We start from the raw sequence: 24521 nt of genomic DNA on the forward strand, positions 1-24521 counted from the left end.
GTGGCCCGCAGCGAACGACATCCGGCCGCCCTCACTGCACGTGTCACAGAAAATTCATCGAAAAACGGTGCCCGATCGCCGCGGTCGATCCTCGTAGTCCAGGCACAACGCAGCAATGCGCCCTTCGCGGCGGCGCTGCGTCCTCCCTTCGCTCCCCACTGGACAACGACGATGCGCCGCACCCTGTTTCTTTCCATCGCCCTCGCCCTGCATGCCGGCACCGCCGGCGCCCAGACCGCGCCCGTCGCGGTCGACGCGATTCCCGCGCAACCCTTGGCGCGCGCGCTCAACAGCCTGTCGCGGCAGACCGGACTGCAGTTCGTCTATGCCGCGAGCGTCGCCGGCAATCCGCAGACCCGCGGCACCCGCGCCGGCGCGGCGCCGGAACAGGCGCTGCAGCAATTGCTCGATGGCACCGGCCTGCGCTACCGCTATCTCAACGCGACCACGGTGACCATCGAAGCCGCCAGCGCCGCGAGCGAGACGCCGCCGGATGGCGCCGGCGCGGGCGCGACCTCGGCCAGGAAGCCTGTCGCAGCGCCCGCAGCGGACGCGCCGGTGAAGGAACTGGACAGCATCCAGGTGCTGGGCAGCTATGCCGGCAGCCTCAGCGCCGCCTTGCGCGAGAAGCGCTACGCCGACAGCGTGGTCGACGTGATCGCCGCCGAGGACATCGGCAAGCTGCCGGCGCAGAACGTGGCCGAAGCGCTGCAGCGCGTGCCCGGCGTATCGATCGTGCGCGACCGCGGCGAAGGCGTGTACGTGCGCGTGCGCGGCCTCGGCCCGAATTTCCAGGTGACCACGCTCAATGGCCAGACCATGGCGGTCAACGAGAACGTGCGCACCTCGGGGCAGACCGGCCGCCAGTTCCGCTACGACACGCTGCCGGCGGAACTGGTCGCCGGCCTGGACGTGATCAAGAGCCCCACCGCCGACCTGGACGAAGGCGCGATCGGCGGCATCGTCAACGTGCGTACCTTTCGTCCGCTGGAACTGGGCAAGACCCTGACCAATGTGTCGCTGGAGTCGAGCCAGGCGCAGCGCACCCACGCCAACGACCCGCGCGTGTCCGGCCTGTTCAACTGGGTCAATGCCGATGGGACGTTCGGCCTGCTGCTGTCCGGCGCCTACGCGCAGCGCAGCCTGCGCCAGGACCGCGTCAACGAGGTGAGCTGGGACTACTACCCCAACGGCGTGCCAGGCGCACCGGGCGCCTATTACGCGCCGACCGGCCTGCGCCCGACGCTGGAACTGGAGCAACGCGAGCGCACCGGCGTGGCCGCCTCGCTGCAATGGAAACCCAGCGCGGCGTGGGAAACCAACCTGGACCTGCTCTACGCCAAGCAGACCGTGCACTACGACGAGTACAGCCTGGGCGTGGGCTTCGACAGCCTGGCCAAGCTGAGCAACCTGCGCGTCGAACACGGCGGCATCGCCGGCTTCGATTACCGCAACGGCCAGGTGCAGATCTCGCGCGAGACCTCCGGCATCACCGACGACAACCGCAGCGCGCGCCTGTCCAGCACCTGGAGCGGCGATCGCTGGACGCTGGGCGCGGTGGCGTTCCACTCGCAGGCGCACAGCTACGATTCGGATCCGATCCGGCGCACCCGCCTGCGCAGCGGCACGAATCTGTCGATGCACGTGGACATGCCGCAGGCCGATGGCGACAACGTGCCGAACTGGACCTTCAGCAACGGCTTCGATCCGAACAACCCGGCGACCATGGCCGGGCGCCGCCTGGAATGGCGCGAGATCGATGCGCGCGACAAGGAGGACGCGTTGCAGGTGGACGCCAAGCGCATGTTCGACGACGGCTTCCTTCGCGACATCAAATTCGGCGCCAAGTACCGCGAGCGCTCGCGCCGCTACGACCGCGCCGACCTGCTGCTCAACAGCATCGCCGGCGTGCGCTTCCCCGCGGGCAACTTCACCGCGCTGCCGGCGGACGACATGCTCGCCGACGCCAACGGCACCCTGCCGCGGCACTGGCTGGCGCCGGTCGAGTCGACCTTCTTCGGCAACTGGCCGACCGCCGCGGACCTGGTCAACACGCCCAACAGCGCCGACCTGCAGAACTCCTACGAAGTGAAGGAGAAGATCGGCTCGGCCTATGCGCTGGCCGATTTCGGCGGCACGCTGGCCGGGCGCGACCTGCGCGGCAATCTCGGTGTGCGCCTGGTGCGCACCGAGCAGACCACCGATGGCCACGCCGACGTCGACGGCAGCGCGCAGCCGGTGCATTTCGAACGCAGCTACAACAGCGTGCTGCCCTCGTTCAACGCCGCCTGGGACGTGCGCGAGGACATGGTGCTGCGCACGTCCGCGGCCAAGGTCATCACCCGCCCCGACCTCACCGACCTGTCGTCCAAGCTCACCTTCAACTCCAGCGGCGAGATCCTCACCGCCAGCGGCGGCAATCCCGCGCTCAAGCCGTTCGAGGCCTGGCAGTACGACCTGACCTTCGAGTGGTACATCGACGGCACCTCGGCGCTGACCGGAGGCGTGTTCTACAAGGACATCTCCAGCTTCATCCAGACCCAGATGTCGAACCTGACCTACCAGGGCCAGACCTATCTGCTGTCGTCCAAGACCAACGGCAGCGAGGCCAAGGTCAAGGGCGCCGAGGTGGCCTACCAGCAGGTGTTCGCCAGCCTGCCGGCGCCGCTGGACGGGCTGGGCATGCAGCTCAACTACACCTGGACCGACAGCGAGGCCACCTACCGCAACGGCACCGGCACCTTCACCGACAGCCTGGAAGGCGTGGCCAGGAACACCTACAACGCGGTGCTGTTCTACGAGAAGGGACCGCTGATGGCGCGGGTCAGCTACAGCTGGAGCGACGACATCCTCAACGCGGTCGGCACCGCCAACGTCGCCACGCTCAACAGCGACAAGTTCGGCAGCCTGGACGCGAACGTGGCCTGGCAGGTCAACGACACCCTGTCGGTGTTCGTCAACGCGATCAACCTCACCGGCGAGGTGCAGCGCCAGTACGTCGGCGACCACCTGTTCGGCGGTTATACCGACTACGGCCGCACCTGGTCGGTCGGCCTGCGCGCGCGTTTCTGAGCCGCGCCGGCGCGGTCGCCGCCACCGTGCGGCACCGCGTGCGATGGCGACGGCGCCCATCCGGCGCTGTCGCCAAACCTTTCTCTTCCAGCGGTGCCGCAGCCAGCGGCCTGTCGCGCTTAGCGCTTGCGCACCGCCGCTTCCGGACCATGCCGATGCCGTCGATTGCTCGCCTCGCCGCTGCCCTTCTCTTCGTCGCCCTGCTGCCATTCGCAGCGGCGCGCGCCGCGGTCGCGGCGCCGCAGGACACCCTCGAAAAAGTGCTGATCCTCAAGCGCCACGGCGTGCGCTCGGCGATGTCCAGCCCGGAACAGTTGGGCCGCTATTCGGCGCGCCCGTGGCCGCGCTTCGACGTGCCGGCCGGGCACCTCACCGAACATGGCGCGCAGTTGGAGCAGGTGTTCGGCGCCTACTACCGCGCGCTGTATGCGCCGCAGGGGCTGTTCGCCGGCGACGCATGCGCCAGCGCCTACTACTGGGCCAACCGGACCCAGCGCACCATCGCCTCGGCGCAGGCTTTGGCCAGCAGCCTGACGCCCGGTTGCGCGAACGTGGTGCACAGCGTTGCCGATGGCACCTCCGATCCGCTCTTCGACGGCGCGCCGGCCTTGCGCACGCCTGAGGCGATCGCGCTGATGCGCGCCGCCATCGCCGGCCGTATCGGCGGCGACGCCGTGGCCTGGAATGCGGCACAGCGCGATGCGATCGACACGTTGCAGCAGTTGCTGTTGCAGTGCGCACAGCGGCCGTGCCCGGCCGACGCAGGTGCCGACAAGCAACGCCTGGACGCGGTACCCGCGCGCGTGGGCGATGCCGAAGACGGGATTCCCGGCATCGAAGGTCCGGCCGCCACGGCCTCGGGCATCAGCGAAAGCCTGCTGATGGGCTGGGCCGACTGCCAGGACTTCGCCGCACTGGGCTGGCGCGGCGTCGACGAGGCCAGCCTGCTGCGCGCGTTCGCCCCGCACCAGGCCGAGTTCGCGTTGCGCCTGCGTGCGCCGGCGGTGGCGCGCATGGCCGCCTCGCCGCTGGCGGCGCGGCTGCTGGCGACGCTGCTGGACGGCAGCGGCCAGGCCACACACGCCGACCCCATCGGCGGCGCGGCGCGGCTGGTGGTGCTGTCCGGCCACGACGGCACCCTGACCCTACTGGCCGGCATGCTCGACCTGCACTGGCAGTTGCCCGGCTACCAGCCCGACCAGACCGTGCCCGGCGGCGCGCTGGTGTTCGAGCGCTGGCGCCGCGCCGACGGCGAGCGCGTGATCCGCCTGCGCTACACCGCGCAGAGCCTGGCGCAGCTGCGCGAACGCCACCCGCTGACGTTGCAGGCGCCGCCGCTGGCGTCGGCGGTGTTCATCCCGCAGTGCAGCCGCGCCGACGCCGCCTACGAGTGCCCGCTGCCGGCCTTCGCCGCTGCGGTCGAGGCCGCGCTCGATCCGCGATTCCTGACCCCATGACGCCACGTGCGCCGGCCCCGGCCGGTCGCGCGGCGGCATCGGTGCCTTCCGGCACCGCCCCCTGGCGCTCGCGCCACCCGCTGTTCCTCCCAACCCGCAAGAGGCGATTCATGATCCAGCATCTACGCACCCTCGTGAGCTACGGCATCGGATTGAGCCTGGCCTGCGCCGGCGTGGTCCACGCGCAATCGGACGTCGGCGTGCTCGACGTCCTCACCTACAACGTCGCCGGCCTGCCGCAAGGCATTTCCAGCAGCAACCCGGCCGCCAACACCGCCCAGATCGCACCGAAACTGGCGCCCTACGGCCTGATCAACGTGCAGGAGGATTTCAACTACCACGCCACCCTGTACGCGGGCGACAAGCACCCCTACCGCACCCCCACCAGCGGCGGCGCGGCGATCGGCGACGGCCTCAACACGCTGAGCAACTACCGCTTCGACGACTTCACCCGCGTCAAATGGGACAAGTGCAACGGCACCGACTGCCTCACCCCCAAGGGCTTCAGCTACATGCGCGTGCGCCTGGACGACGGCGTGCTGCTGGACGTGTACAACGCGCATCCCAACGCCGGCACCGAGAGCGGCGACCTGGCCGCGCGGCGCGCCAACATCAGCCAGCTCTCGCAGTTCATCCAGACCTGGTCGGCCGGCAACGCGGTGCTGGTGATGATGGACTCCAACACCCGCTACACCCGCGCCGACGACAACATCCGCGCGCTGATCGCCGCCAACGGCCTGACCGATCCGTGGGTGGAACTGGTCAAGGGCAGCGCGCCGGCCGCCGGCGCCGCGCCGCTGCTGTGCGGCACCCCGCCGACCAATGCCTGCGAAGTGGTGGACAAGATCCTGTACCGCGACGCGCCGCAGCTGACCCTGGTCGCCAACCGCTACCAGCTCGACGACGGCCGCTTCTACGACAGCGATGGCAAGCCGCTGTCCGACCATTACCCGCTGGCCGCGCAGTTCGGTTGGGCGGTCGGTACGAACGTGCGCACCAGCGACCAGTACGGCGGCCCGCACGGCACCCCGTTCAACGACATCGCCAAGGGTGCCGAGCAACGCACCATCGCCAGCGTGTCGCTGCGCGGCGCCGCGCGCCTGGACGGCATCGCGCTGGGCCTGGACAACGGCAGCACCCTGGCCCACGGCGGCAGCGGCGGCGATGCGGTCACGCTGGGCCTGGGTGCCAACGAGCGGCTGACCTCGGCCACGCTGAGCGTGGGCCAGTACAACGGCCGCACCCGGCTGTTCTCGCTGAGCCTGCGCACCAACCAGGGCCGCAGCCTCAGCGCCGGCACGCCGACCAGCGACAGCTACACGCTCACCGCGCCCAGCGGCTGGCACATCGCCGGCTTCACCGGTCGCGACGGCGACGAGATCGACAAGCTCGGCGTGGTGTATCGGAAGGACTGACGCGCGTCCCGCGTTTCCGTGCAAGCGGCACGGCGCCCGTCACCAGACGGGCGCCGTCACCAGGCCGATGCGGCGCGTGCGTGGGCGCGCGCAGGTGACACCTGCGCCACGCCGCCGCTCAGGGCGACGCGGCCTGCAGCCGCAGCGCGGGCACCGGCATCTTCGCAAACGCCTCGATGTCGCGCGTGCGCGCCGTCTTGAGCTGGGCGAAGAACGCCCGGGCATCGGCATCGCCGTAGGCGCGGCGACTCAGGCCCATCATCAGCACGCCGCTACCGGCCGGGCTGCGCACGTAGCGGTAGACGTTCCATTCGACGATGATGTTGCCCTCGGCATCGGGCGCCGACACCACGAAGTCGAGCACGGCCTGGTCCTTGGAGTCGCTCAGCAGGGCCTGGTAGTTCGTCACCGGATCGGTCGCCTTGCGCTTCTCGAGGTCGGCGACCTTGTTGCGCAACATCTCCTCCGGGGTGGCCGCATCGGCGTCCAGCAGGTCCAGCATCAGCATCGACTGGAAATGCTCGACGTTCTGGCCCCGCGGCACATACTCGTGCTTGTAGAAGTTCGGCTGTGGATGGCTGCTCCAGGCCAGGCGATACGTCTCCCCCGCCACCTGCAACGGTCCGGGGACACCCAGGTAATCCTCGACCTTCTCGGCGGCGGAAGCGACGGAGGCGACGCACAACAAGGCGTACAGGCCCATCCGCAACAGCGAGCGCATGATGTTTTGCATGTTCCAGTCCTTTAGAAAATAGGTTCCAGCGTTTCGTCGGCGCACTGCCTCCGGCCGCGGGGCGACGGCAGCCTTGCGTTGCCGCCGCGACACGATAACGCGTTACGCGCATCGACGCACTGATCGCACCGTCGTCCCGCGTACCGCTGCGGTTGCCGTCGTTGCCGCCGGCCAGCCTGGGACCGCCACCGGGCGCTCTGCGCAGGCGGTAAACACCACCGCTGGCGCCCGCCACGCGTCCAGCGACGAACGGACCGCACGCTGGTTCCCGCAGAGGCCCCTCGCCTCAGCGCGGCTTAGGATCCGGGCCGTAGCGATTGCGGCCTTCGACGCCGTCCATGCACATGAAGATCAGCACGACCACGGAGCCGACGTACGGGATCAAGCCAAGCAACACATAGAAGCCGGACCGGCTCTGATCGTGGAAGCGGCGGACCTGCAGCGCGAGCGAGGGCACCAGTACCGCGAGCAGATACAGCCACATCAGACACATCGCGACCATCGGCAGCAGCTCGATGCCGCTACGATCGCCGACGAACGCCACGGCGAACAGCACGGCCAGCACCAGGATGTGCAACAGCATGAACATCCAGTATTCCTTGCGCCGCGAACGCCCGGAGAACTCCGCGTAGCGCTTGAACGGCAGCAGCATCCATTCCATCCTGCCTCCTTCTTTCGTCCCCTGCCCCACTCGGCGGGGTGGCGGCGCCAATGTAGCATCGGCATCGCGACCTCGGAGCGCCCGCCCTAGGGCGTGTCCCCATTCCCCGAGCATGCCGCGCCGCGGTTGCGCGCGCCTGTGGCAAGGAAGAACGAGGGCGTGGACGTCCGTCCACGCCCGATAGATGACGCGGCCACGGGCGCGCGCAACCGCGACCCTTCGGGGTGGGCCTGGCCGGCGCCACACTGACGCCACGCACCTTGACCTGACGGCCAGTCGGACGCGGCGCCGTGCAACGCCGGCCAGACCCAACGCGGCATCCTCGGGGAATGGGACACGCCCTAGGCGCTGGCCGCCTCCAGCGCCTGCGACAAGCGCTCCACCGCGATCACCTCCATGCCCTTGACCGTGCCGGTCTTGGGCGCATTGGCCTTGGGCACGATGGCGCGCTTGAAGCCGTGCGTGGCGGCCTCGCGCAGCCGGTCCTCGCCATTGGGCACCGGGCGGATCTCGCCGGACAGGCCGACCTCGCCGAAGGCGATGGTCTTCTCCGCCAGCGGCCGGTCGCGCAGCGAGGACAGCACGGCCAGCAGCACCGGCAGGTCGGCGGCGGTCTCCTGCACGCGGATGCCGCCGACCACATTGACGAACACGTCCTGGTCGCCAACCACGATGCCGCCATGGCGGTGCAGCACCGCCAGCAGCATCGCCAGCCGATTCTGCTCCAGGCCCACCGCCACGCGCCGCGGATTGGACAGCGGCGAAGCATCCACCAGCGCCTGCACTTCCACCATCAGCGGCCGCGTGCCCTCGCGGGTGACCATCACGCAACTGCCGGGCTGATGCGCGCTGCCGCCGGAGAGGAAGATCGCCGACGGATTGGAGACTTCCTTCAGCCCCTTCTCGCCCATCGCGAACACGCCCAGTTCGTTGACCGCGCCGAAGCGGTTCTTGAACGCGCGCAGCAGGCGGAAGCGGCTGCCGCTCTCGCCCTCGAAGTACAGCACCGCATCGACCATGTGCTCGAGCACGCGCGGGCCGGCGATGCCGCCTTCCTTGGTCACATGGCCGACCAGGAACACCGCGGTACCGGTCTCCTTGGCGTAGCGCACCAGCCGCGCCGCGCTCTCGCGCACCTGGCTAACCGAGCCCGGCGCGGCGGTCAATGCCTCGGTCCACAGCGTCTGCACCGAGTCGGCGACGATCAGCTTGGGCCGCGCCGCGCTGGCGTGCTGCAGGATGTGTTCGATGCCGGTCTCGGCCAGCGCGTTGAGGCCGTCCAGCGGCAGGTCCAGGCGCACCGCGCGCCCGGCGACCTGGGCCAGCGATTCCTCGCCGGTCACGTACAGCACCGGCAAGGTGCCGGCCATCTTCGCCAGCGCCTGCAGCAGCAGGGTCGACTTGCCGATACCCGGATCGCCGCCGATCAGCACCACCGCACCCTCGACCAGGCCGCCGCCGAGCACCCGATCGAACTCGCCGATGCCGGTGGACACGCGCGCCTGATCGCGATGCTCCACGTCCTTGAGTGCGGTGATCTTCGGCGCCTCGGCCTTGCCGGCCCAGCCGCTGCGCCGCGCCGCGGCCGGCGCCTTGGCCGCCGTCGCGCTTTCCAGCACGATCTCGCTCAACGAATTCCAGGCACCACACTCGGTGCACTGGCCCTGCCACTTGGTGTACTCGGCGCCGCATTCGCCGCACACATAGGCCGTCTTCGCCTTCGCCATCTCGCTTGCCCGTTGAACCGACAGAATGCGCCAGCATAGTGGCTGGCGGTCTCAGGATGCGCGACCGGGCGCGGGATTGCCGCTGCGGCGCCGAAGCAGCGCCTCACTTCGTCCGCATCGTCATGGCGGCACAAGGTCTTCACGCCATGCGCCCTTTCACGCCATCCTGCCCATGCAGCGATAGGATCGATGCCAGGATCGGCCACGATGGACGTCCTGTTTCGTCCAGCATTCGCAGCCCCGGACATCGCCGATCCGCCCAGGCTCCAGCGGCACACGACGCTGGATTGCATGCAACCGAACGGATGAGGTCACTATGCGCTCTCTCGCTCTCGCACTGCTCGCCCTGTTCGCCCTGGGCCATGCCGGCACGGCGCGTGCCGATGGCTGCGGCGGCAATCTGATCGACTACAAGCCCGTGCGCATCGGCGGCGAAAAGGTCGGCGAACTGCAGCTGTACTACAACAACGGCAACGGCAAGAACTGCGCGGTGTTCTCGCACGCCGGCCCGACCTGGGGCAAGCCCCTGATCACCAGCGTCGAGGTGTTCGTCTGCAAGCCCAACAAGAACAACTGCGGCGTGTGGCAGGAAAAGCCGTGGTGGGATCGCGACGACGGCACATACTCCTACCAGGCCGGCCCGGTACGTATCGACGGCGAAAACAAATGCGTGCGGGCGATCGGCTATCTCGACTACAAGGGCCAGACCGGCGTCGCCGTCTCGGACGTGCACTGCCGCTAGTCGTTCTCGACGCCGCCCCCTGTAGATACCGTCTTCCCCCCTAACAGGCAAGGGCCTTTTGAGGGTCGAAGGGCGTGCGCGATTTGAGCACGCCGTAGGCGATATGCAGCAGCTTGCGCATGGCGGCGCAGATGATCTGCTTGTTGGCCTTGCCGCGTTCGCGCAGGCGTTGTTTCAGCGCACGCACGACCGGGTTGTGGGTCATGGCGACCAAGGCCGGCAGGAACAGGCCGGCGCGCAGGCGTGGGGAGCCGGTACGGGAGATGCAGACCTGCCCCTTGCGCTTGCCGGACTCCTGCAGCCGTGGATTCAACCCGGCGAAGGCGGTCACCGCCGAGGCCTGGGAGAAGCGCTCCACGTCGCCGAGCTCGGCCAGCAACAGCGCCGCGCTCCTCTCGGCGATGCCGTCGATGCTGACCAGCAGCTCGCGCTGCCCGCGCAGGGTAGGATCCTTGTCGATCTGGTCGTCGATGGCCCGTTCGATCTGGGCGATGTTCGCTTGCAACTGGCCGATGATCTCCAGCAGCGAGTCGCGCACCACCGGCGCGGCGACGTCCAGGCGGTTGCGCTCCATCTGCAGCATCTGCAGCAGGTCCTCGCGCCGACGCACCAGCGCCTTGAGGTGCTTGAGCGCCGGCGGATCGGACTGCCACGGCCGCAATTGCGACGCATGGCGCAGGCCGTAGCTGGCGATCAGCTTGGCATCGCTCCGGTCGGTCTTGACCCGGGTCAGCTGGCTGCGCGCATACAGCGCCGTCTGCGCCGGGTTGAGGACGCATACGCGGTAGCCCAAGGCGTGCACGAACTCAGCCAGGGCCTCGTGGTAGGTGCCGGTGGCTTCCATCACGATCCAGCTGTCCGCCTGCGCATGGCTCTGCAGCCACGTCCGTAGGGCCTGGAACCCCTTCGGATCGTTGGAAAGCTTGGCCTTGGTGCGGTACTTGCCGTTGGCCAGGTCGATGGCCAGGTCGAAACGGTGTTTGGCGACGTCGATACCGACGACTGGGGACATGGGGAATTCCTCCATCGTAGGGTGAACACGATCACCGCTGCGCCCGGTCCTGCCTTGTGGATGCGAGTTCACGCCTGCGGCGGACTCTGGATACCGTACGGACACCGATGGGCCAGCATATGCAATGCGGGAGCCAATCTACAATGCAAGCTCGTGGCTTTAGGAGCGACTGGGCTTCCCGCACTGCTCCGATGATCAGTCGGAAGACATAAGGCCACGTGGGCCTCATGTCCAGATACAAGGAGCGGCTTTAGCCGCGACCGAGCCTTACCGGGAAGGCCCGGTCGCGGCTGAAGCCGCTCCTACAGGGGCGATCACGGGCGATGGCGCGCAAGCGGCGCAACGCCGCCCGCGGCCGCACCGCCTTGCCAGCGCCGCGCGCTCAGCGCGCCTTGTACAACTCGCTCAACCGATCCGGCTTGCCGGCGATGCGTTCCAGGTGCGGATACATCAGGCCGCCGTGATAGGCGATGCGCAGCGTGTCGTAGCGGTTGCCGCGCTTGACCAGCAGTTCGATCGGCGTGCTGCCGCCCTTGGCCGCGGTGATCGCCTCCTTGAGCGTGTCGGCACTGTACTCGCGGCCATTCACCGCCACCACGCTGTTGCCGGCGATGATGCCGGCATCGAAGGCCGGGCCGTCCCATAGCACCTCCTGCACCCCGCCCCGCTCGTCCAGGCTCAGGCCCAGCGAATAGGTCAGAGCCACGGTCTTCCTGGTCGCCTCGTAGGCCTTGGTTGCCTCGTTCGGCTGGTCGCTGTAGACCAGCTTCCAGCCGCTGGCCTCGATGCCGCCGACCAGCGAGCCGTGGCCATCGACGCGGCTGCGCAGGAACGTCGCCCAGTCGTACCTGGCGACGCCGTCGAGGGTGGCGACGATGTCGTCGAAGGTGTACGGATTCACGTCCCAGGCGCCGTCGTGCATGCCGAAGAAGGCCTTGGCGAAATCGTCGATCGAGCGCTTGTTGCCGCTGAGCTCGCGCAGTTTGGCGTCCACTTCCAGCCACATCATCTGCCCGCCGGAATAGTAGTCCTCGCTCATCTGGTAGCTGCGGTAAGCGCGCGGCCGGCGCATCGACATGGTCGGATCGTTGGTGGTGTCCTGCAGCGTGCGCCAGGCCAAGCCGGGACGGCCGCGCTGGTAGGTCGCGGCGACCTCGGCGAGCATGTCGCGCGCCTGGGTCTGCGTCCACAGGCCCGAGCGCGCGGCCAGCACTTCGCCGAAGAACTGGGTCTGGCCCTCGTACAGCCACAGCAGGCTGTCGCCCATCGGCACGTTGAAGTTCGGCGTGGCCAGGTCGGCGCCGCGGCGGTACTTGCCGTTCCAGGAGTGGTTGAACTCGTGCGCGAGCAGGTCGCGCCCCGCCCAGCTCTTGTCCCACTCGGTGAAATAGTTGAGCGGGCCGCTGTTCTCGCTGGACCGGTGGTGCTCCAGGCCGATGCCGCCCAGCTTCTCGGTCAGCGCCAGCAGGAACTCGTAGTGATCGAAATGGCGCGCGCCGTACAGCTTGTCCATCTGCTGCACCAGCGCCGCATGCGCCTTGAGTTGCTCGGGCTTGGCCTCCAGCGACTTGGCCTCGTCGGCGAACACGTTCAGGTACACCGGCGCCTTGCCGCTCCCGTCCAGCGCGACGCGCTTGTAGTACTTGCCGGCGAACATCGGCGAATCGACCAGGTCGTCGAAATCGATCGGCTTGAAGGTCACCGTGTCGCCGACCCGCGCGGCGGTCTCCAGCGCGGTGGCGTAGCTCCAGCCGGCCGGCAGGGTCACGCTGGCCTGCGCCTTGATGTTGCGCGCGTACACCCCGGCCGGGTACAGCGCGGTGGTGTTCCACTGCAGGTTGAGCATCTCCGGGGTCATCATCACCCGACCCTGGCCCTCGCCCTGCGAGGACAGGAACTGGTATTCGGCGACGATCTCGCCGACGCCCTGCGGCACCTCGACCTTGAACGCGTACACGTCGAACTGGTCGCGCTTCCACGGCAGCACCTGGCCGTTGGCCTTGACCACCAGCCCGGCCAGCTTGTCGATCGGCCCGGTCGGCGAATGGTTGCCGGGGATCCACTGCGGGTACAGCAGGGTCATCGTCCCGGGCGTGGCCGGGATGGTGGTGCGCACGCGGAAGATCCGATGCGTCACATCGGTGGCGTCGACATCGATCTTCAGCGTGCCGGCGAACGGCACGTCCTGCGGCGGGGCGGTCTGCGCCGAGGCCTGGAACGCCGCGGTGGCGGCCAGCAGCAACGGCGTCATCCAGGCGGTGGACTTGATCATGGGGTCTCCAGTGGGGGATGCGGCGAACGGGCGACCCACGATCCTATGCTCACCCTCTGCTGGCGCTCTATGCCATTGGTCATACCCACCCGACGGCAGTGCCGCAGGCGGGCGCCAGACCGTGCCGGGGCAACCCGGCCACGCGCCTGCGAAGCCACCGCGCGGCGCGGCCCTCGGCGTTGAAGCCGCTAGCGCAAGCGCCTATGCTCGGGTCACGCGCGTCGCCGGGGACCACCGCCATGCCTTGCTGCCGTCTGTTTGGGATGCTCCTGCTGGGCGCGGCGCTCGCACCGGCCACGCTGCATGCGCAGCCGAAAGGCCATGTCACCGGCATCGGCGGCATCTTCGTCAAGAGCGACCATCCGAAGGCCTTGATGGCCTGGTATCGCGACGTTCTAGGAATCACGCTCGAACCCTGGGGCGGCGCGGCGCTGGCCTACGATGCGCCCGCGCATCCGCCGGTGCTGACGTTGAATGCGTTCGCCCGCGACAGCGACTACATGGCGCCCTCGCAGCGGGAATTCATGCTCAATTTCGCGGTGGACGACCTCGATGCCATCCTGAAGAAAGTGCAAGCCAGCGGTGTGGCCGTGCTCAAGCGCGACGACACCGATCCCAGCGGCCGCTTCGCCTGGATCGTCGACCCGGACGGAACGAAGATCGAACTGTGGCAGCCAGCCGGCCCGAGCTCCCCCTAGCCATCCGGCCAACACTCACGCGATGACCGCATCGTGCGCACGCCGAGGCGGCGCGCGCTTCGGCAACCGCGCCGCGGCACGCGCTCCGCGGCCAACGCGTGCGCGTGCGTGGTCGCGCGACGCCGTCAGGCCGGCACGCTGGCGACCCAGCCGCGAAACGAGAACGCGGCGTAGAACAGCGCGACGTCGACGAAGCCGGCCTCCTCCAGCAACGCCTCTTCCTCGGCCGGCGCAAGCAGCGGCAGCCGCGCGGCCAGCGATCCGCCGCTGTCCATCGCCTTGCCCCAGTCGACGCCGCGGCGCTCGCCGAACGCCGCCGAGCGCGCCAGCCACTGCCGCGGGTCGCGACCGGCGGCAGCGTGGTGCGCGATCACGAGACGCGCAGAGGGCGCGAGGCGGCGACGGATCGCCTGCAGCGTGCGTAGCCGCTCGGCGCGATCCAGAAAGTGCAAGGTGAGCAGGCAGGTGGCGCCAGCGAATGGACCGTCCGGCGCCTCATCGACCGTCCCCTCGAGTAGCGCGATGCGACCCGCATAGGACGAAGCGACCTGGCGCGCGAGCGCGAGCATCGCCGGCGACGGATCGACACCGGTGAAGCGCCACCCCGGCTGCGCCTGGGCCAGTGCCGCCAACTCCAACCCGCCGCCGGCACCGACCACGAGGACCTGGGCGGCGGCGGCGGCGTGCTCGGCGAGCAGCAGCATCGCCATGCGATGCAGGTCGGCCAGGCCGGGCACCTTGCGTGGCGCCTCCGCCGCGTAGCAGGCGAAGGCAGCCGGATCGGCGAACGGGAATGGCGTGCGCTGGCTCATGTGTGTGCTCCCAATAGCCGCTGTGCACGGCGATCAATGCCTCGCGCCAGCCCGACGGTACGTACAGCCTGCCCGCTTCGTCAGCGCCAGCGGAGAACGGCATGCGCGTCTCGCGCCCGCGCAGCGAACGCTTGGGCCCTGAACTGCAGCCCCCAATCAAGTAACGATTGAAGTTACAAACTAAGGCGCAATCTGTCAATGATGCGACGCGATGCCATGGCGGAACGCACACCGCCACGGTCGCCACGCCGCAGCGGCAGCCGCGCGGCCAGCATACGAAGCGCCTCGCGCGCGCCCACGGCGACGCCGCAGTGACCTCGCAACGCGAGAACGAAAAAGGCCGCCCGGAGGCGGCCGTCTTCGACGCGGCGACTGCGCGCCGGCCTCAATGCATCATGTTGACGTTGAGGTTGTGCATGACCCACAGCGAGCCGACCACCACGATGCCGATGATCAGCAGCGAGAACAGGCCCACGTGCACGTTGGAACGCTGTTCGGCCGACCGGTCCATGTGCAGGAAGTAGATCAGGTGCACCAGCATCTGCACCGCGGCCAGCACCGAGATGACGATGACGGTCACGCCCTTCGGGAAGGCGCCGCTCATGACCATGCCGAACGGGATCACGGTCAGGATCACCGCCATCACGAAACCGACCAGGTAGGACTTCAGGCTGACGCCATGCGACGACTCCGCATGGGCATCGGAGGAATGATGGTTGGCCATTACAGCGCTCCCAGCAGGTAGACGATGGTGAACACGCCGATCCAGATCACGTCCAGGAAGTGCCAGAACAGGCTCAGGCACGCCAGGCGGGTGCTGTTACGCGGAGTCAGCCCGTTCTTGGCGATCTGAATCACCAGCACCGCCATCCACAGCAGACCCGAGGCCACGTGCAGGCCGTGGGTGCCGACCAGCGTGAAGAACGCGGACAGGAACGCACTGCGGCCGGGGCCGGCGCCCTCCTCGATCAGGTGATGGAACTCGTAGATTTCCATGCCCAGGAAGCCCAGGCCCAGCAACGCGGTGACCGCCAGCCAGCCGTACAGGCCGCCCATGCTGCGCTTGTGCGCGGAGATCATCGCCAGGCCGAAGCTCAGGCTGCTGAACAGCAGCAGGAAGGTTTCCACCAGCACGAACTTGAGGTCGAACAGTTCCTTGGCGGTCGGGCCGTCCACGGTCGCGCCGGCCAGCACCGCGTAGGTCGCGAACAGGCCGGCGAAGATGAGGCAGTCGCTCATCAGGTAGACCCAGAACCCGAACACGGTGTTGCCGCCGCTGTCGTGGTGGGCATGGTCGTCGTGGCCGTCGGCGTGGACGGCGTGAGGATCGAGCGTCGTGGTGGACATGGTTCAGACCGCCTTTGCGGCTTGCGCCGCCTGTTGCTGTTCCAGCAGGGCGAAACGCGCGTTCTCGATGCGCTCCACCTCTTCCGCCGGGACCCAGTAGTCGACGTCGTCGTCGAACGTGCGTGCGATGAAGCTGCCGATCATGCCGACCAGGCCGATGATCGCCATCCACCAGATGTGCCAGATCAAGCCGAAGCCCAGGACCACGCTGAACGCGCCGATCCAGACACCCGCCGCCGTGTTGCGCGGCATGTGGATGGGCTCGTACTTGGCCGGACGCGTCCAGCCCTTGCCCTTGAGCTTGTCTTCCCAGAACTGGTCGCGGTCGTCGATCTGCGGCAGCACCGCGAAGTTGTAGAACGGCGGCGGCGAGGAGGTGGCCCATTCCAGGGTGCGGCCATCCCAGGGATCGCCGGTCAGGTCCAGGTTGTCCTTGCGCTTCCACACGCTGTAGCCGATCTGCACCAGGTTCAGGAAGATGCCGACGCCGATGATCGCCGCACCCACCGCGGCCACCATCAGCCACGGCGCCCATTCCGGGTGGTTGTAGCTGTTCATGCGCCGGGTCATGCCCATGAAGCCGAGCACGTACAGCGGCATGAAGGCGATGAAGAAGCCGATGATCCAGCACCAGAACGAGGCCTTGCCCAGCTTCTCGTTGAGCTTGAAGCCGAACGCCTTGGGGAACCAGTAGGTCAGGCCGGCCAGGTAGCCGAACACCACGCCGCCGATGATCACGTTATGGAAGTGCGCGATCAGGAACAGGCTGTTGTGCAGCACGAAGTCCACCGCCGGGATCGCCAGCATCACGCCGGTCATGCCGCCGATGGTGAAGGTGATGATGAAGCCGATCGTCCACAGCACTGGCGCGGTCATGTGCACGCGGCCGCGGAACATGGTGAACAGCCAGTTGAAGATCTTCACGCCGGTGGGGATCGAGATGATCATCGTGGTGATGCCGAAGAAGGCATTCACGTTGGCGCCCGAGCCCATCGTGAAGAAGTGGTGCAGCCACACGATGAACGACAGCACGCCGATGCACGAGGTCGCGTACACCATCGAGGTGTAGCCGAACAGGCGCTTGCGGCTATACGTGGCGATCAGTTCGGAGAAGATGCCGAACGCCGGCAGGATCAGGATGTAGACCTCCGGGTGGCCCCAGATCCAGATCAGGTTGACGTACATCATGGCGTTGCCGCCACCGTCGTTGGTGAAGAAGTGCGTGCCCAGGTAGCGGTCCGCACCCAGCAGCGCCAGCGCCACGGTCAGGATCGGGAACGCGGCGATGATCAGGATGTTGGTGATCAGCGCGGTCCAGGTGAAGATCGGCATGCGCATCAGGGTCATGCCCGGCGTGCGCATGCGCATGATCGTCACGAAGAAGTTGATGCCGGTCAGCAAGGTGCCCAGGCCCGAGATCTGCAGGGCCCAGATGTAGTAGTCGACACCCACTCCAGGACTGTATTCCAGCCCCGACAGCGGCGGGTACGCCAGCCAGCCGGTCTGGGCGAACTCGCCCACGCCCAGCGAGATGTTGATCAGCGCCGCGCCGGCCACGAACAGCCAGAAGCTCAGCGAGTTCAGGAACGGGAACGCCACGTCGCGCGCGCCGATCTGCAGCGGCACGATCAGGTTCAGCAGGCCGGTCATGAACGGCATGGCCATGAAGAAGATCATGATCACGCCGTGCGCGGTGAAGATCTGGTCGTAGTGGTGCGGCGGGAAGATGCCTTCGTTGCCGCCGTGCGCCATCGCCTGCTGGGTGCGCATCATCGCCGCGTCGGCGAAGCCGCGCAGCAGCATGACCAGCGCCACCACGATGTACATGACGCCGATGCGCTTGTGGTCCACCGAGGTGAACCACTCCTTCCAGAGATAGCCCCACAACTTGTACTTGGTGATCGCCGCCGCCACCAGCAGGCCGAGGACGCCGGCGCCGCCGAGGGCCGCCATGATGATCGGCTCGTGGTACGGAACCGCCTCGAGCGTGAGTTTGCCTAGCATCACTTGTCTCCAGAAGTGCACATGGCGACCGGCTCAGCAGCCGATGCCGGATGGGCGTCGTGGCCTTCCATCTTGTGGCCCTTGCCCATCATGTATTTGTCGATCAGCGACTTGAACATGCCGCTCTGCACCGACGAGTAATAGGTCACCGGGTACTGCGCCTTGTCGTTGCGGTTCGCCGCCAGCACCTGGAACTCGGCCTGGTCCAGCGCCTTCGGCGAGGCCTTGACCTTGGTCACCCAGGCATCGAACCCGGCCTGGTCGGTGGCATGCGCGGCGAAGCCCATCTTCGAGAAGCCGTGGCCGCTGTAGTTGGCCGACAGGCCGAAGTACTCGCCCGGCTCGTTGGCGATCAGGTGCAGCTTGGTCTCCATGCCGGCCATCGCGTAGATCTGCGTGCCCAGGTGCGGGATGAAGAACGAGTTCATCACCGTGTCGGAGGTGATCCTGAAGTTCAGCGGGGTGTCGACCGGGAACGCGATCTCGTTGACCGTGGCGATACCCTGCTCCGGGTAGATGAACATCCACTTCCAGTCCAGCGCCACCGCCTCGATGGTGATCGGCTTCACGTCCGACTCCAGCGGCTTGTACGGGTCCAGCGCATGCGAGGAACGCCAGGTCAGCACCGCCAGCACCAGGATGATCATGCATGGGATCGACCACACCACCACCTCGATCGCGGTGGAGTGCGACCAGTTCGGCTCGTAGCGGGCCTTGGTGTTGGACGCGCGGTAGCGCCAGGCGAAGAGCAGGGTCATCACGATGACCGGGATCACCACCAGCAGCATCAGCACCACCGAGGTGATCAGCAACGTCTTCTCGTCGTGGCCGATCTGCCCCTTGGGGTTGAGGATGGCGGCATCGCACCCGGCCAGCAGCAGCGCGGACAGGAGCAACAGGCCGGAGCGCAGCGAGCGCCGGAGTTGTTTCAACGGAATCATCGAACGATCCAATTGCGTAGGGGATGCGGACCGCGCAGTGGCGAACGGGAGCGGCGCAGACGGCCGTTTCCACGCGTCCCTAGGCATCCTGGCCATCGTGCGCGGTCAACGACGCATTTTATGCTGCCGTGCGGCATCTCCGAAAGCCATTGACAAGGCCGAGCGTGCGCGCAGCCGCGGTTTTGCGTGCGACACATTGCCGCACCTGCGTGCGACAGATCGCCGCATCCGCGCAGGAGCAGGCTCGGCGGTTGCGTCATGTGCCTGCATCCGGCAGGCAACAGGCCGGCCTGCCCGCGGCGCGGCCAAGCCGCAGCCGCAGGGCCGGCGAGGAGGCGCGCAGCGGCCAACGCGGCGCCGCCAGGTCCGCCGCGACGTCCGCCGCCAAGGCCGCGCCGCCCTCCCCCCTGCCTGGACTAGGAAGCGCTGCTGCGCAGCACCCTCAGCGAGCGCGCGGCCATCTAAGGCTAGACTGCAAGCGGGACAACCTGGGGCAGGAGAAGCCTATGGCAATCCGAAGATCCAAGGGCGGCACACTGCCGGCCGTTCTACTGGCCTGGTGCGCTGGCTTGAGTGCTTTTGCGTCGAGCCCAACCACACAAGCCGCAAACGCCGACTTCAATGGCGCATGGTCGGTGAAGTGGTGTGACAAAACAAATCCACGGCTCGATTGCGGCGGCTTCAACATTACGCTTAGGCAGGACGGCGACCGTCTCTGCGGCGACTTCGGTAGCGCCCTCGTCAACCTACGGCAGGTCGACGAGGGCAGCATTGTCGGAACCGTCGTCGGGAATACAGCCGTCCTGGCTGTCGAGAGCATGCGCAATCAATCCATCGCCCTGGTCCGGGCAGAGCGTCAGGGCAATACGTTGCACTGGAAAGTAGTGGACGAAATACGGCCTGGCGGCGCCGATATCGACATAATCGCTTTAAACGACAGACTTACAAAGGACCCAAAGAAGTCACCCGCAGCCAAGGCAGGTGACGCCTCACGGGGTTGCGGCCGCGGCCAGCCTGCAACCACCGCTGGGTTTGCTGGTAGACCGCCCCCCCCCAAGGCGGAAACGCATGGAGAATCAAGCGCCAGAGCGCCCTGCCCGCGCCACCCAGCGCAGTGCTTGAACATCAAGCCCAGGTCATATTTGCGCTGCCGTAGCTGTGGATCCATCAGCGCCAAATAGAGCGCGACGAAGACCCATTCTTCGTCGGATACGTCGGCGGGATACGGGCGCGGCGGCCTTATCCGCTTATGATAGCCGCGTCAGCCTCAAGCTCATAACACGCCCTAGGTCAGCAACACCTTCGGGCTCCGCCTCAAATTCGCGCCATCTATTCAAGAAGCCCCATCGAATTCATATCGATGTAAATAGGCTGCCCCCTCTCAAAGCCACCTACTTTCACACTCAGCCGCATGCTTTCCGGGGAGCAATTTATACACCTCTGCGCACCCGTGAAATAAAGTCCGGCACCTTGCGGAAGTAGTGCCCTCGAAAGCACCTCGGGTCCATCAAAGCCGGGGACCGGCACCAAGACGTAATATTCTATCCGTTTCTGTGACGGGTAAGAATCGATACCAAGAAGCAGCAATTCGGTTGTTGTTGTTCGACTGGTTGATACTATTTCGCGAACGCCCGCTTCTTCACTGGCATCGACATACTTCGTCGTCAGCAGATCGCATCCACTTAGGGACATCGCTATTACGATGAAGGCGATCAATCGCCTAACTTTCTTGCGCATCGAAAATTACCCCCCGTGCCCTATGGGTCTTACACAAGCCGGTTGACTTGGCGTAGGTCACCGCCACTTAGGAGCGGCATTGCGCCCCCCCCTTTACCCTGTAACAGCCGCATTGTCTCGCGGCGTACGGCTCGACATTAACATGCGCGACAGCGCTAAAGGGATAAGCCCCCTATCGACCGAGTCCAGCGCATAGTTGTTTGGATGTACGTCACCATATGCACAATTGCGGGATGGCGAAAGGCTTAGACCAGCAAGCGCATCCCGCCCACGGCACCTTGGGCACCCCCCGCAAGGCGCCGAGTGTGGGCCGGCGCTACCACTACGACTCAAACAAAAAACCCCGGCCAATGGCCGGGGTTTCTGCTGTAGCTGGTGCCGGAAATAGGAATCGAACCTACGACCTACGCATTACGAATGCGCCGCTCTACCAACTGAGCTATTCCGGCTGAACTGCCAATTCTAGGCGGTCGCCCCGGCATCGGTCAATCGAATGCCCGCGTGCGGCACAGGCCGCCGGCGCAGCCTGCGGTACCATCCGCCCCCTTCGTTTGCCCAGACATGCCGATGAACAAGCTCCTCCGGTTCTGGGGCGCGCTCCTGCTGTTCTTTGCCGTGCCCTTCCCCTGCCTCCTCTACTTCGCCACCGCCTGGCCGGTCGCACCCGGCGCGCGCGTCGCGCCGTGGTGGGCGCTGACCCTGTTGGCGACCTCGCTGGCACTGTGGCTGTGGCTGCTCTACGCCTACCTGGACAAGCTGTTGCTGGGGCCACTGCGCGCCCTGCAGCACGTGCAACGCGTCCTCCGCCACGGCGCGAGCCGCAACGCCGAAGTCGAGCAGGCCGAGCGCACCGGCGTGCAGGTGCGGGGACTGGCGCAATGGCGGGTGGTGCTCGGCTTCGACAACCTGTCCGGCACGCGCATCAGCGACACCCTGGTGCTGGTGGACCGCAAGCCCACCCAGCGACGATTCGAGGTCGGCAAGACCCATGCCGTCAGGGTGAGCACGGAACCCGGCCCCTACCCCAACGTGGTGCTGGAAGGCGCACAGCCCGAGTTGAACCGCAGCAGCCTGTGGCTGCGCGGCCTCGTTGGCGCGCTGCTGCTGGCGCTGGTCGGCGCCGCCTACGTCGCGGCCTGGCGCGCGCAGAGCCAGGGACTGGGCTGGACCTTCCTGTCGTTCGGACATCCGCTGCTGGTGTCCCCGTTGATCCTGTGCGGCTGCTTGCTGGGACTGCGCGTGATGGCGCGCGCATTGCGCATGGATGCCAAGAGCGAAACCGTGAAATACCGCGGCATCCGCACCGTCGCGCGGATCCTGGACGTGCGCCAGACCGGCACCTACCTCAACGAACAACCGCAGGTGGCGTTCCATCTGGCGTTCGAGGATGCGCAGGGCCGCACGCACGAGGTCAGCGTGCGTCGCTTCGTGCCGCTGATCGAGCTTTCGCAACTGCCGCGCGAACACGTCTCGCTGCTCTACGACCCCCAGGATCCCACGCAAGTCAGGATGGAGGACGCATGAAGACGCCCCCGACCCTGCTGCCCTTCGCCTGCGTGGTGCTGGCGCTTGCCGGCATCGCGTTCGGCAACGGCGCCTGGCAAAGCGTGCGCGAGACTCTGAACGCGCCAAGCCAGCAACGCGACGCCGTCGAGGCGGCGAGCGAAGCGCGCGCGACGCCGGCGCGACCGCTCGCCATCGCCCGCCCCGATACCATGCCGATCGCGCCTGTGCGGCAGGAAACGGAACCTTCACCGCCCCAGGACGCGGACGCGCGTTCCGGCAACCTGCTGTTCGACCGCGAGCGGCTGCTGGCGGCCAAGCAGGCCTTGCTGGCGATGCCCGAACTGGAAGGACGCGACGTCCGCGTGTTCGATTCCATCCATGCCTACGACGACGGCCGCATCAACCTGAAACTGCTCGACCCGCGGCAGCCAGGCAACATGGACGAATACAACTTCAAGGACGGCGCATGGCGCAAGGGCGCGGCGGTGAACCCGCGCCATCTACCGCGGATGATCAACCCAGCGTCGGACAATGCGCCGCTGCAGCGCATCGATTTCGAGGGTTTCTACCGGGTCGCCACGGCGCTGCAGGAACAGCGCAAGGCGCTGTCGGCCGAACCAGGGCAAGTGGACCACCTCTACCTGCTGATCCGCCGCGGCGGCCGCCTGCGCTGGCTGCCGGACGACGTGGATGGCGACCGCACATCGGTACGCGTCGTGTTCGATGCGCAAGGCTACGCGCAGGGAGTCCAGCCGCTGTAAGCGGCGGCGCCGGCGCTGACAAGGAGGAGCGCTGCCAGGGCGCGCGCGCCGGTCGCGATGCGCAGTTGTGGCGGATCGATCACGCGTGCGCCGAACCTCGGCGCGACGCGGTCAATTGACCAGGCGCAGGCGCAGTTCCTTGGGCAGCGCGAACACCATCGACTCCGGCTCGCCGGCCAGTTCGCTGACGCCGTCGGCGCCCAGCTCGCGCAGCCGCGCGATGACCCCGTCCACCAGCACCTGCGGCGCGGAGGCGCCGGCGGTCAGGCCGATGCGGCGCTTGCCGGCGATCCAGGCCGGGTCGATCTCCTCGGCGCCGTCGATCAGGTAGGACTCCACCCCGTCGCGTCGCGCCAGCTCGCTGAGCCGGTTGGAGTTGGAGCTGTTCGGCGAGCCGACCACCAGCACCAGGTCGCATTGCCTGGCCAGGTCGCGCACCGCGTCCTGGCGGTTCTGGGTGGCGTAGCAGATGTCGTCGTTCTTCGGCCCCTGCATCGCCGGGTAGCGCGCGCGCAGCGCGTCGATGATGCCGCGGGTGTCGTCCACCGACAGCGTGGTCTGGGTGGTGTAGGCCAGGTTCTCCGGCTGCTGGATGTCCAGCGTGGCGACCTGCTCGATGTCCTCGACCAGGTAGATGCGCCCGACGCCGCCTTCGCGGCTCCACTGGCCCATCGTGCCCTCCACTTCCGGGTGCCCGGCGTGGCCGATCAGCACCACGTCGCGGCCGGCGCGGCAATGCCGGGCCACCTCGAAATGGACCTTGGTGACCAGCGGACAGGTCGCGTCGAACACCTTCAACCCGCGCCGCTCGGCCTCCTGGCGCACCGCCTGGGACACGCCGTGCGCGCTGAAGATGACCGTATTGCCGTCGGGCACCTCGTCCAGTTCCTCGACGAAGATCGCGCCGCGCTCCTTGAGGTCGTCGACCACGAAACGGTTGTGCACCACCTCGTGGCGCACGTAGATCGGCGCGCCCAGGGTCTCGATGGCGCGCTTGACGATCTCGATCGCGCGATCGACGCCGGCGCAGAAACCACGGGGATTGGCGAGCAGGACATCCATCACTAGGTCCGCCGACCGCAAGGCCGGCGCTTCGACAGGGAGAGTGGCACCGATTATCCCGCTTTTCGCTTCGCCTTGCCGTCGAACACGCCGAACAGGGCGATGCCGATGGCGCCGGCGACGATCGCCGAATCGGCGATGTTGAACGAGGGCCAGTAGTGGTCGCCCACGTACCACTGAATGAAATCGACCACGTGGCCGTGCATCAGCCGGTCGATCACGTTGCCGATCGCGCCGCCGATCACCAGCGCGTAAGGTAGCGCGCTGCGCCAATCGCCGCGCGCGGTGCGCGACAGCCACCAGGCCAGCAGGCCGCTGATGCCCACGGCCAGCCCGGTGAACAGCCACAACTGCCAGCCGCCGGCCTGGCTCAGGAAACTGAACGCCGCGCCGGTGTTATAGGTCCGGTACCAGTTCCAGAAGCCGGGAATCACCGGCACCGCGGTGAACTCGGGCAGGCTGGACAGCACCCAGGCCTTGCTCCACTGGTCCAGGCCGATCACCAGCGCCGACAGCAGCAGCCAGCTCAGCGCGGAGGGTTTGGGTCGTACGGTCATGCAGG

The 24521-nt window shown here is 67.4% G+C and carries 20 protein-coding genes and 1 tRNA gene; 7 read left to right on the forward strand and 14 right to left on the reverse strand.

The window, feature by feature from the left end; translation table 11 throughout:
• Nucleotides 1–171: 171 nt before the first annotated feature.
• The 3 genes from AB3X07_RS16170 (at nt 172) to AB3X07_RS16180 (ending at nt 5944) form a co-directional block, all read left to right on the forward strand.
• The gene (locus AB3X07_RS16170) at nt 172–3072 is read left to right on the forward strand and encodes a TonB-dependent receptor (protein ID WP_369939641.1); all 2901 of its coding nucleotides are present in this window, start codon (nt 172–174) and stop codon (nt 3070–3072) included.
• A gap of 155 nt (nt 3073–3227) precedes the next feature.
• Nucleotides 3228–4529 carry a histidine-type phosphatase gene (locus AB3X07_RS16175; RefSeq protein WP_369939643.1) on the forward strand — a complete coding sequence of 434 codons (1302 nt, stop codon included), beginning with the start codon at nt 3228–3230 and terminating at the stop codon, nt 4527–4529.
• Between the two features lie 110 nt (nt 4530–4639).
• The gene (locus AB3X07_RS16180; RefSeq protein ID WP_369939644.1) at nt 4640–5944 is read left to right on the forward strand and encodes a jacalin-like lectin; all 1305 of its coding nucleotides are present in this window, start codon (nt 4640–4642) and stop codon (nt 5942–5944) included.
• Between the two features lie 118 nt (nt 5945–6062).
• Here AB3X07_RS16180 and AB3X07_RS16185 read toward each other — a convergent pair whose 3' ends face one another.
• The 3 genes from AB3X07_RS16185 to radA form a co-directional block, all read right to left on the reverse strand.
• Nucleotides 6063–6677, reverse strand: a complete 615-nt coding sequence (locus AB3X07_RS16185; RefSeq protein WP_369939646.1) for a hypothetical protein — start codon at nt 6675–6677, stop codon at nt 6063–6065.
• 286 nt (nt 6678–6963) lie between these two features.
• Nucleotides 6964–7338: a DUF805 domain-containing protein gene (locus AB3X07_RS16190; RefSeq protein ID WP_369939647.1), complete on the reverse strand. Its 375-nt coding sequence runs from the start codon at nt 7336–7338 to the stop codon at nt 6964–6966.
• Nucleotides 7339–7679: 341 nt separating this feature from the next.
• A complete protein-coding gene (gene radA, locus AB3X07_RS16195; RefSeq protein WP_369939649.1) occupies nt 7680–9065 on the reverse strand; it encodes a DNA repair protein RadA in 1386 nt (461 codons plus the stop codon).
• Nucleotides 9066–9381: 316 nt separating this feature from the next.
• Here radA and AB3X07_RS16200 point away from each other — a divergent pair, with 316 nt between their 5' ends.
• The gene (locus AB3X07_RS16200; RefSeq protein WP_369939650.1) at nt 9382–9807 is read left to right on the forward strand and encodes a hypothetical protein; all 426 of its coding nucleotides are present in this window, start codon (nt 9382–9384) and stop codon (nt 9805–9807) included.
• 40 nt (nt 9808–9847) lie between these two features.
• Here AB3X07_RS16200 and AB3X07_RS16205 read toward each other — a convergent pair whose 3' ends face one another.
• Both AB3X07_RS16205 and AB3X07_RS16210 read right to left on the reverse strand, forming a co-directional pair.
• Entirely contained in the window at nt 9848–10819 is a 972-nt protein-coding gene (locus AB3X07_RS16205) for an IS110 family transposase (protein WP_369939651.1), read from the reverse strand.
• A 382-nt stretch (nt 10820–11201) separates the two neighbouring features.
• Nucleotides 11202–13091 (reverse strand): M61 family metallopeptidase, encoded by a 1890-nt coding sequence (locus AB3X07_RS16210; protein ID WP_369939653.1) that lies wholly within the window; start codon nt 13089–13091, stop codon nt 11202–11204.
• 203 nt (nt 13092–13294) lie between these two features.
• Between AB3X07_RS16210 and AB3X07_RS16215 the strand changes: the two genes are divergently transcribed.
• Nucleotides 13295–13789, forward strand: a complete 495-nt coding sequence (locus AB3X07_RS16215; RefSeq protein WP_369939654.1) for a VOC family protein — start codon at nt 13295–13297, stop codon at nt 13787–13789.
• A 125-nt stretch (nt 13790–13914) separates the two neighbouring features.
• On the opposite strand, the gene AB3X07_RS16220 is transcribed toward AB3X07_RS16215, so the two are convergent.
• From AB3X07_RS16220 to AB3X07_RS16250, 7 genes are all read right to left on the reverse strand, one after another.
• On the reverse strand, nt 13915–14601 hold the full coding sequence (locus AB3X07_RS16220) for a class I SAM-dependent methyltransferase (protein WP_369939655.1): 687 nt from the start codon (nt 14599–14601) through the stop codon (nt 13915–13917).
• A gap of 385 nt (nt 14602–14986) precedes the next feature.
• Nucleotides 14987–15325 carry a cytochrome o ubiquinol oxidase subunit IV gene (gene cyoD, locus AB3X07_RS16225; RefSeq protein WP_369939657.1) on the reverse strand — a complete coding sequence of 113 codons (339 nt, stop codon included), beginning with the start codon at nt 15323–15325 and terminating at the stop codon, nt 14987–14989.
• Nucleotides 15325–15948, reverse strand: a complete 624-nt coding sequence (gene cyoC / locus AB3X07_RS16230; protein WP_369939659.1) for a cytochrome o ubiquinol oxidase subunit III — start codon at nt 15946–15948, stop codon at nt 15325–15327. Before cyoC ends, cyoD begins: the two co-directional genes overlap by 1 nt.
• A gap of 3 nt (nt 15949–15951) precedes the next feature.
• Entirely contained in the window at nt 15952–17952 is a 2001-nt protein-coding gene (cyoB, locus tag AB3X07_RS16235) for a cytochrome o ubiquinol oxidase subunit I (protein ID WP_369939661.1), read from the reverse strand.
• Complete coding sequence (gene cyoA / locus AB3X07_RS16240; protein ID WP_369939663.1) at nt 17952–18893, reverse strand: ubiquinol oxidase subunit II; 942 nt, start codon at nt 18891–18893, stop codon at nt 17952–17954. The genes cyoB and cyoA overlap by 1 nt, the downstream gene beginning before the upstream one ends.
• Nucleotides 18894–20222: 1329 nt before the next feature.
• On the reverse strand, nt 20223–20609 hold the full coding sequence (locus AB3X07_RS16245) for a hypothetical protein (protein ID WP_369939665.1): 387 nt from the start codon (nt 20607–20609) through the stop codon (nt 20223–20225).
• 394 nt (nt 20610–21003) lie between these two features.
• Nucleotides 21004–21079: transfer RNA gene (locus tag AB3X07_RS16250), tRNA-Thr, on the reverse strand.
• Nucleotides 21080–21197: 118 nt separating this feature from the next.
• Between AB3X07_RS16250 and AB3X07_RS16255 the strand changes: the two genes are divergently transcribed.
• On the forward strand, nt 21198–22154 hold the full coding sequence (locus AB3X07_RS16255) for a hypothetical protein (protein WP_369939667.1): 957 nt from the start codon (nt 21198–21200) through the stop codon (nt 22152–22154).
• Complete coding sequence (locus AB3X07_RS16260; protein ID WP_369939669.1) at nt 22151–22897, forward strand: hypothetical protein; 747 nt, start codon at nt 22151–22153, stop codon at nt 22895–22897. Before AB3X07_RS16255 ends, AB3X07_RS16260 begins: the two co-directional genes overlap by 4 nt.
• Nucleotides 22898–23008: 111 nt before the next feature.
• Here the strand turns inward: AB3X07_RS16260 and ispH are convergent, their stop codons facing one another.
• Together ispH and lspA are read right to left on the reverse strand one after the other, a co-directional pair.
• Nucleotides 23009–23959 (reverse strand): 4-hydroxy-3-methylbut-2-enyl diphosphate reductase, encoded by a 951-nt coding sequence (ispH, locus tag AB3X07_RS16265; RefSeq protein WP_369939671.1) that lies wholly within the window; start codon nt 23957–23959, stop codon nt 23009–23011.
• A gap of 53 nt (nt 23960–24012) precedes the next feature.
• A complete protein-coding gene (gene lspA, locus AB3X07_RS16270; RefSeq protein WP_369939674.1) occupies nt 24013–24516 on the reverse strand; it encodes a signal peptidase II in 504 nt (167 codons plus the stop codon).
• Nucleotides 24517–24521 lie beyond the last annotated feature (5 nt).

The sequence above is a fragment of the Xanthomonas sp. DAR 35659 genome, from assembly GCF_041242975.1.
GTDB lineage: Bacteria > Pseudomonadota > Gammaproteobacteria > Xanthomonadales > Xanthomonadaceae > Xanthomonas_A > Xanthomonas_A medicagonis.

Excerpts from the sequence above, each read along its gene's own strand:
- AB3X07_RS16170 (WP_369939641.1), top strand. The coding sequence starts at position 172 with ATGCGCCGCACCCTGTTTCTTTCCATCGCCCTCGCCCTGCATGCCGGC.
- AB3X07_RS16175 (WP_369939643.1), top strand. The coding sequence starts at position 3,228 with ATGCCGTCGATTGCTCGCCTCGCCGCTGCCCTTCTCTTCGTCGCCCTG.
- AB3X07_RS16180 (WP_369939644.1), top strand. The coding sequence starts at position 4,640 with ATGATCCAGCATCTACGCACCCTCGTGAGCTACGGCATCGGATTGAGC.
- AB3X07_RS16185 (WP_369939646.1), bottom strand. The coding sequence starts at position 6,677 with ATGCAAAACATCATGCGCTCGCTGTTGCGGATGGGCCTGTACGCCTTG.
- AB3X07_RS16190 (WP_369939647.1), bottom strand. The coding sequence starts at position 7,338 with ATGGAATGGATGCTGCTGCCGTTCAAGCGCTACGCGGAGTTCTCCGGG.
- radA (WP_369939649.1), bottom strand. The coding sequence starts at position 9,065 with ATGGCGAAGGCGAAGACGGCCTATGTGTGCGGCGAATGCGGCGCCGAG.
- AB3X07_RS16200 (WP_369939650.1), top strand. The coding sequence starts at position 9,382 with ATGCGCTCTCTCGCTCTCGCACTGCTCGCCCTGTTCGCCCTGGGCCAT.
- AB3X07_RS16205 (WP_369939651.1), bottom strand. The coding sequence starts at position 10,819 with ATGTCCCCAGTCGTCGGTATCGACGTCGCCAAACACCGTTTCGACCTG.
- AB3X07_RS16210 (WP_369939653.1), bottom strand. The coding sequence starts at position 13,091 with ATGATCAAGTCCACCGCCTGGATGACGCCGTTGCTGCTGGCCGCCACC.
- AB3X07_RS16215 (WP_369939654.1), top strand. The coding sequence starts at position 13,295 with ATGCTCGGGTCACGCGCGTCGCCGGGGACCACCGCCATGCCTTGCTGC.
- AB3X07_RS16220 (WP_369939655.1), bottom strand. The coding sequence starts at position 14,601 with ATGAGCCAGCGCACGCCATTCCCGTTCGCCGATCCGGCTGCCTTCGCC.
- cyoD (WP_369939657.1), bottom strand. The coding sequence starts at position 15,325 with ATGGCCAACCATCATTCCTCCGATGCCCATGCGGAGTCGTCGCATGGC.
- cyoC (WP_369939659.1), bottom strand. The coding sequence starts at position 15,948 with ATGTCCACCACGACGCTCGATCCTCACGCCGTCCACGCCGACGGCCAC.
- cyoB (WP_369939661.1), bottom strand. The coding sequence starts at position 17,952 with ATGCTAGGCAAACTCACGCTCGAGGCGGTTCCGTACCACGAGCCGATC.
- cyoA (WP_369939663.1), bottom strand. The coding sequence starts at position 18,893 with ATGATTCCGTTGAAACAACTCCGGCGCTCGCTGCGCTCCGGCCTGTTG.
- AB3X07_RS16255 (WP_369939667.1), top strand. The coding sequence starts at position 21,198 with ATGAACAAGCTCCTCCGGTTCTGGGGCGCGCTCCTGCTGTTCTTTGCC.
- AB3X07_RS16260 (WP_369939669.1), top strand. The coding sequence starts at position 22,151 with ATGAAGACGCCCCCGACCCTGCTGCCCTTCGCCTGCGTGGTGCTGGCG.
- ispH (WP_369939671.1), bottom strand. The coding sequence starts at position 23,959 with ATGGATGTCCTGCTCGCCAATCCCCGTGGTTTCTGCGCCGGCGTCGAT.
- lspA (WP_369939674.1), bottom strand. The coding sequence starts at position 24,516 with ATGACCGTACGACCCAAACCCTCCGCGCTGAGCTGGCTGCTGCTGTCG.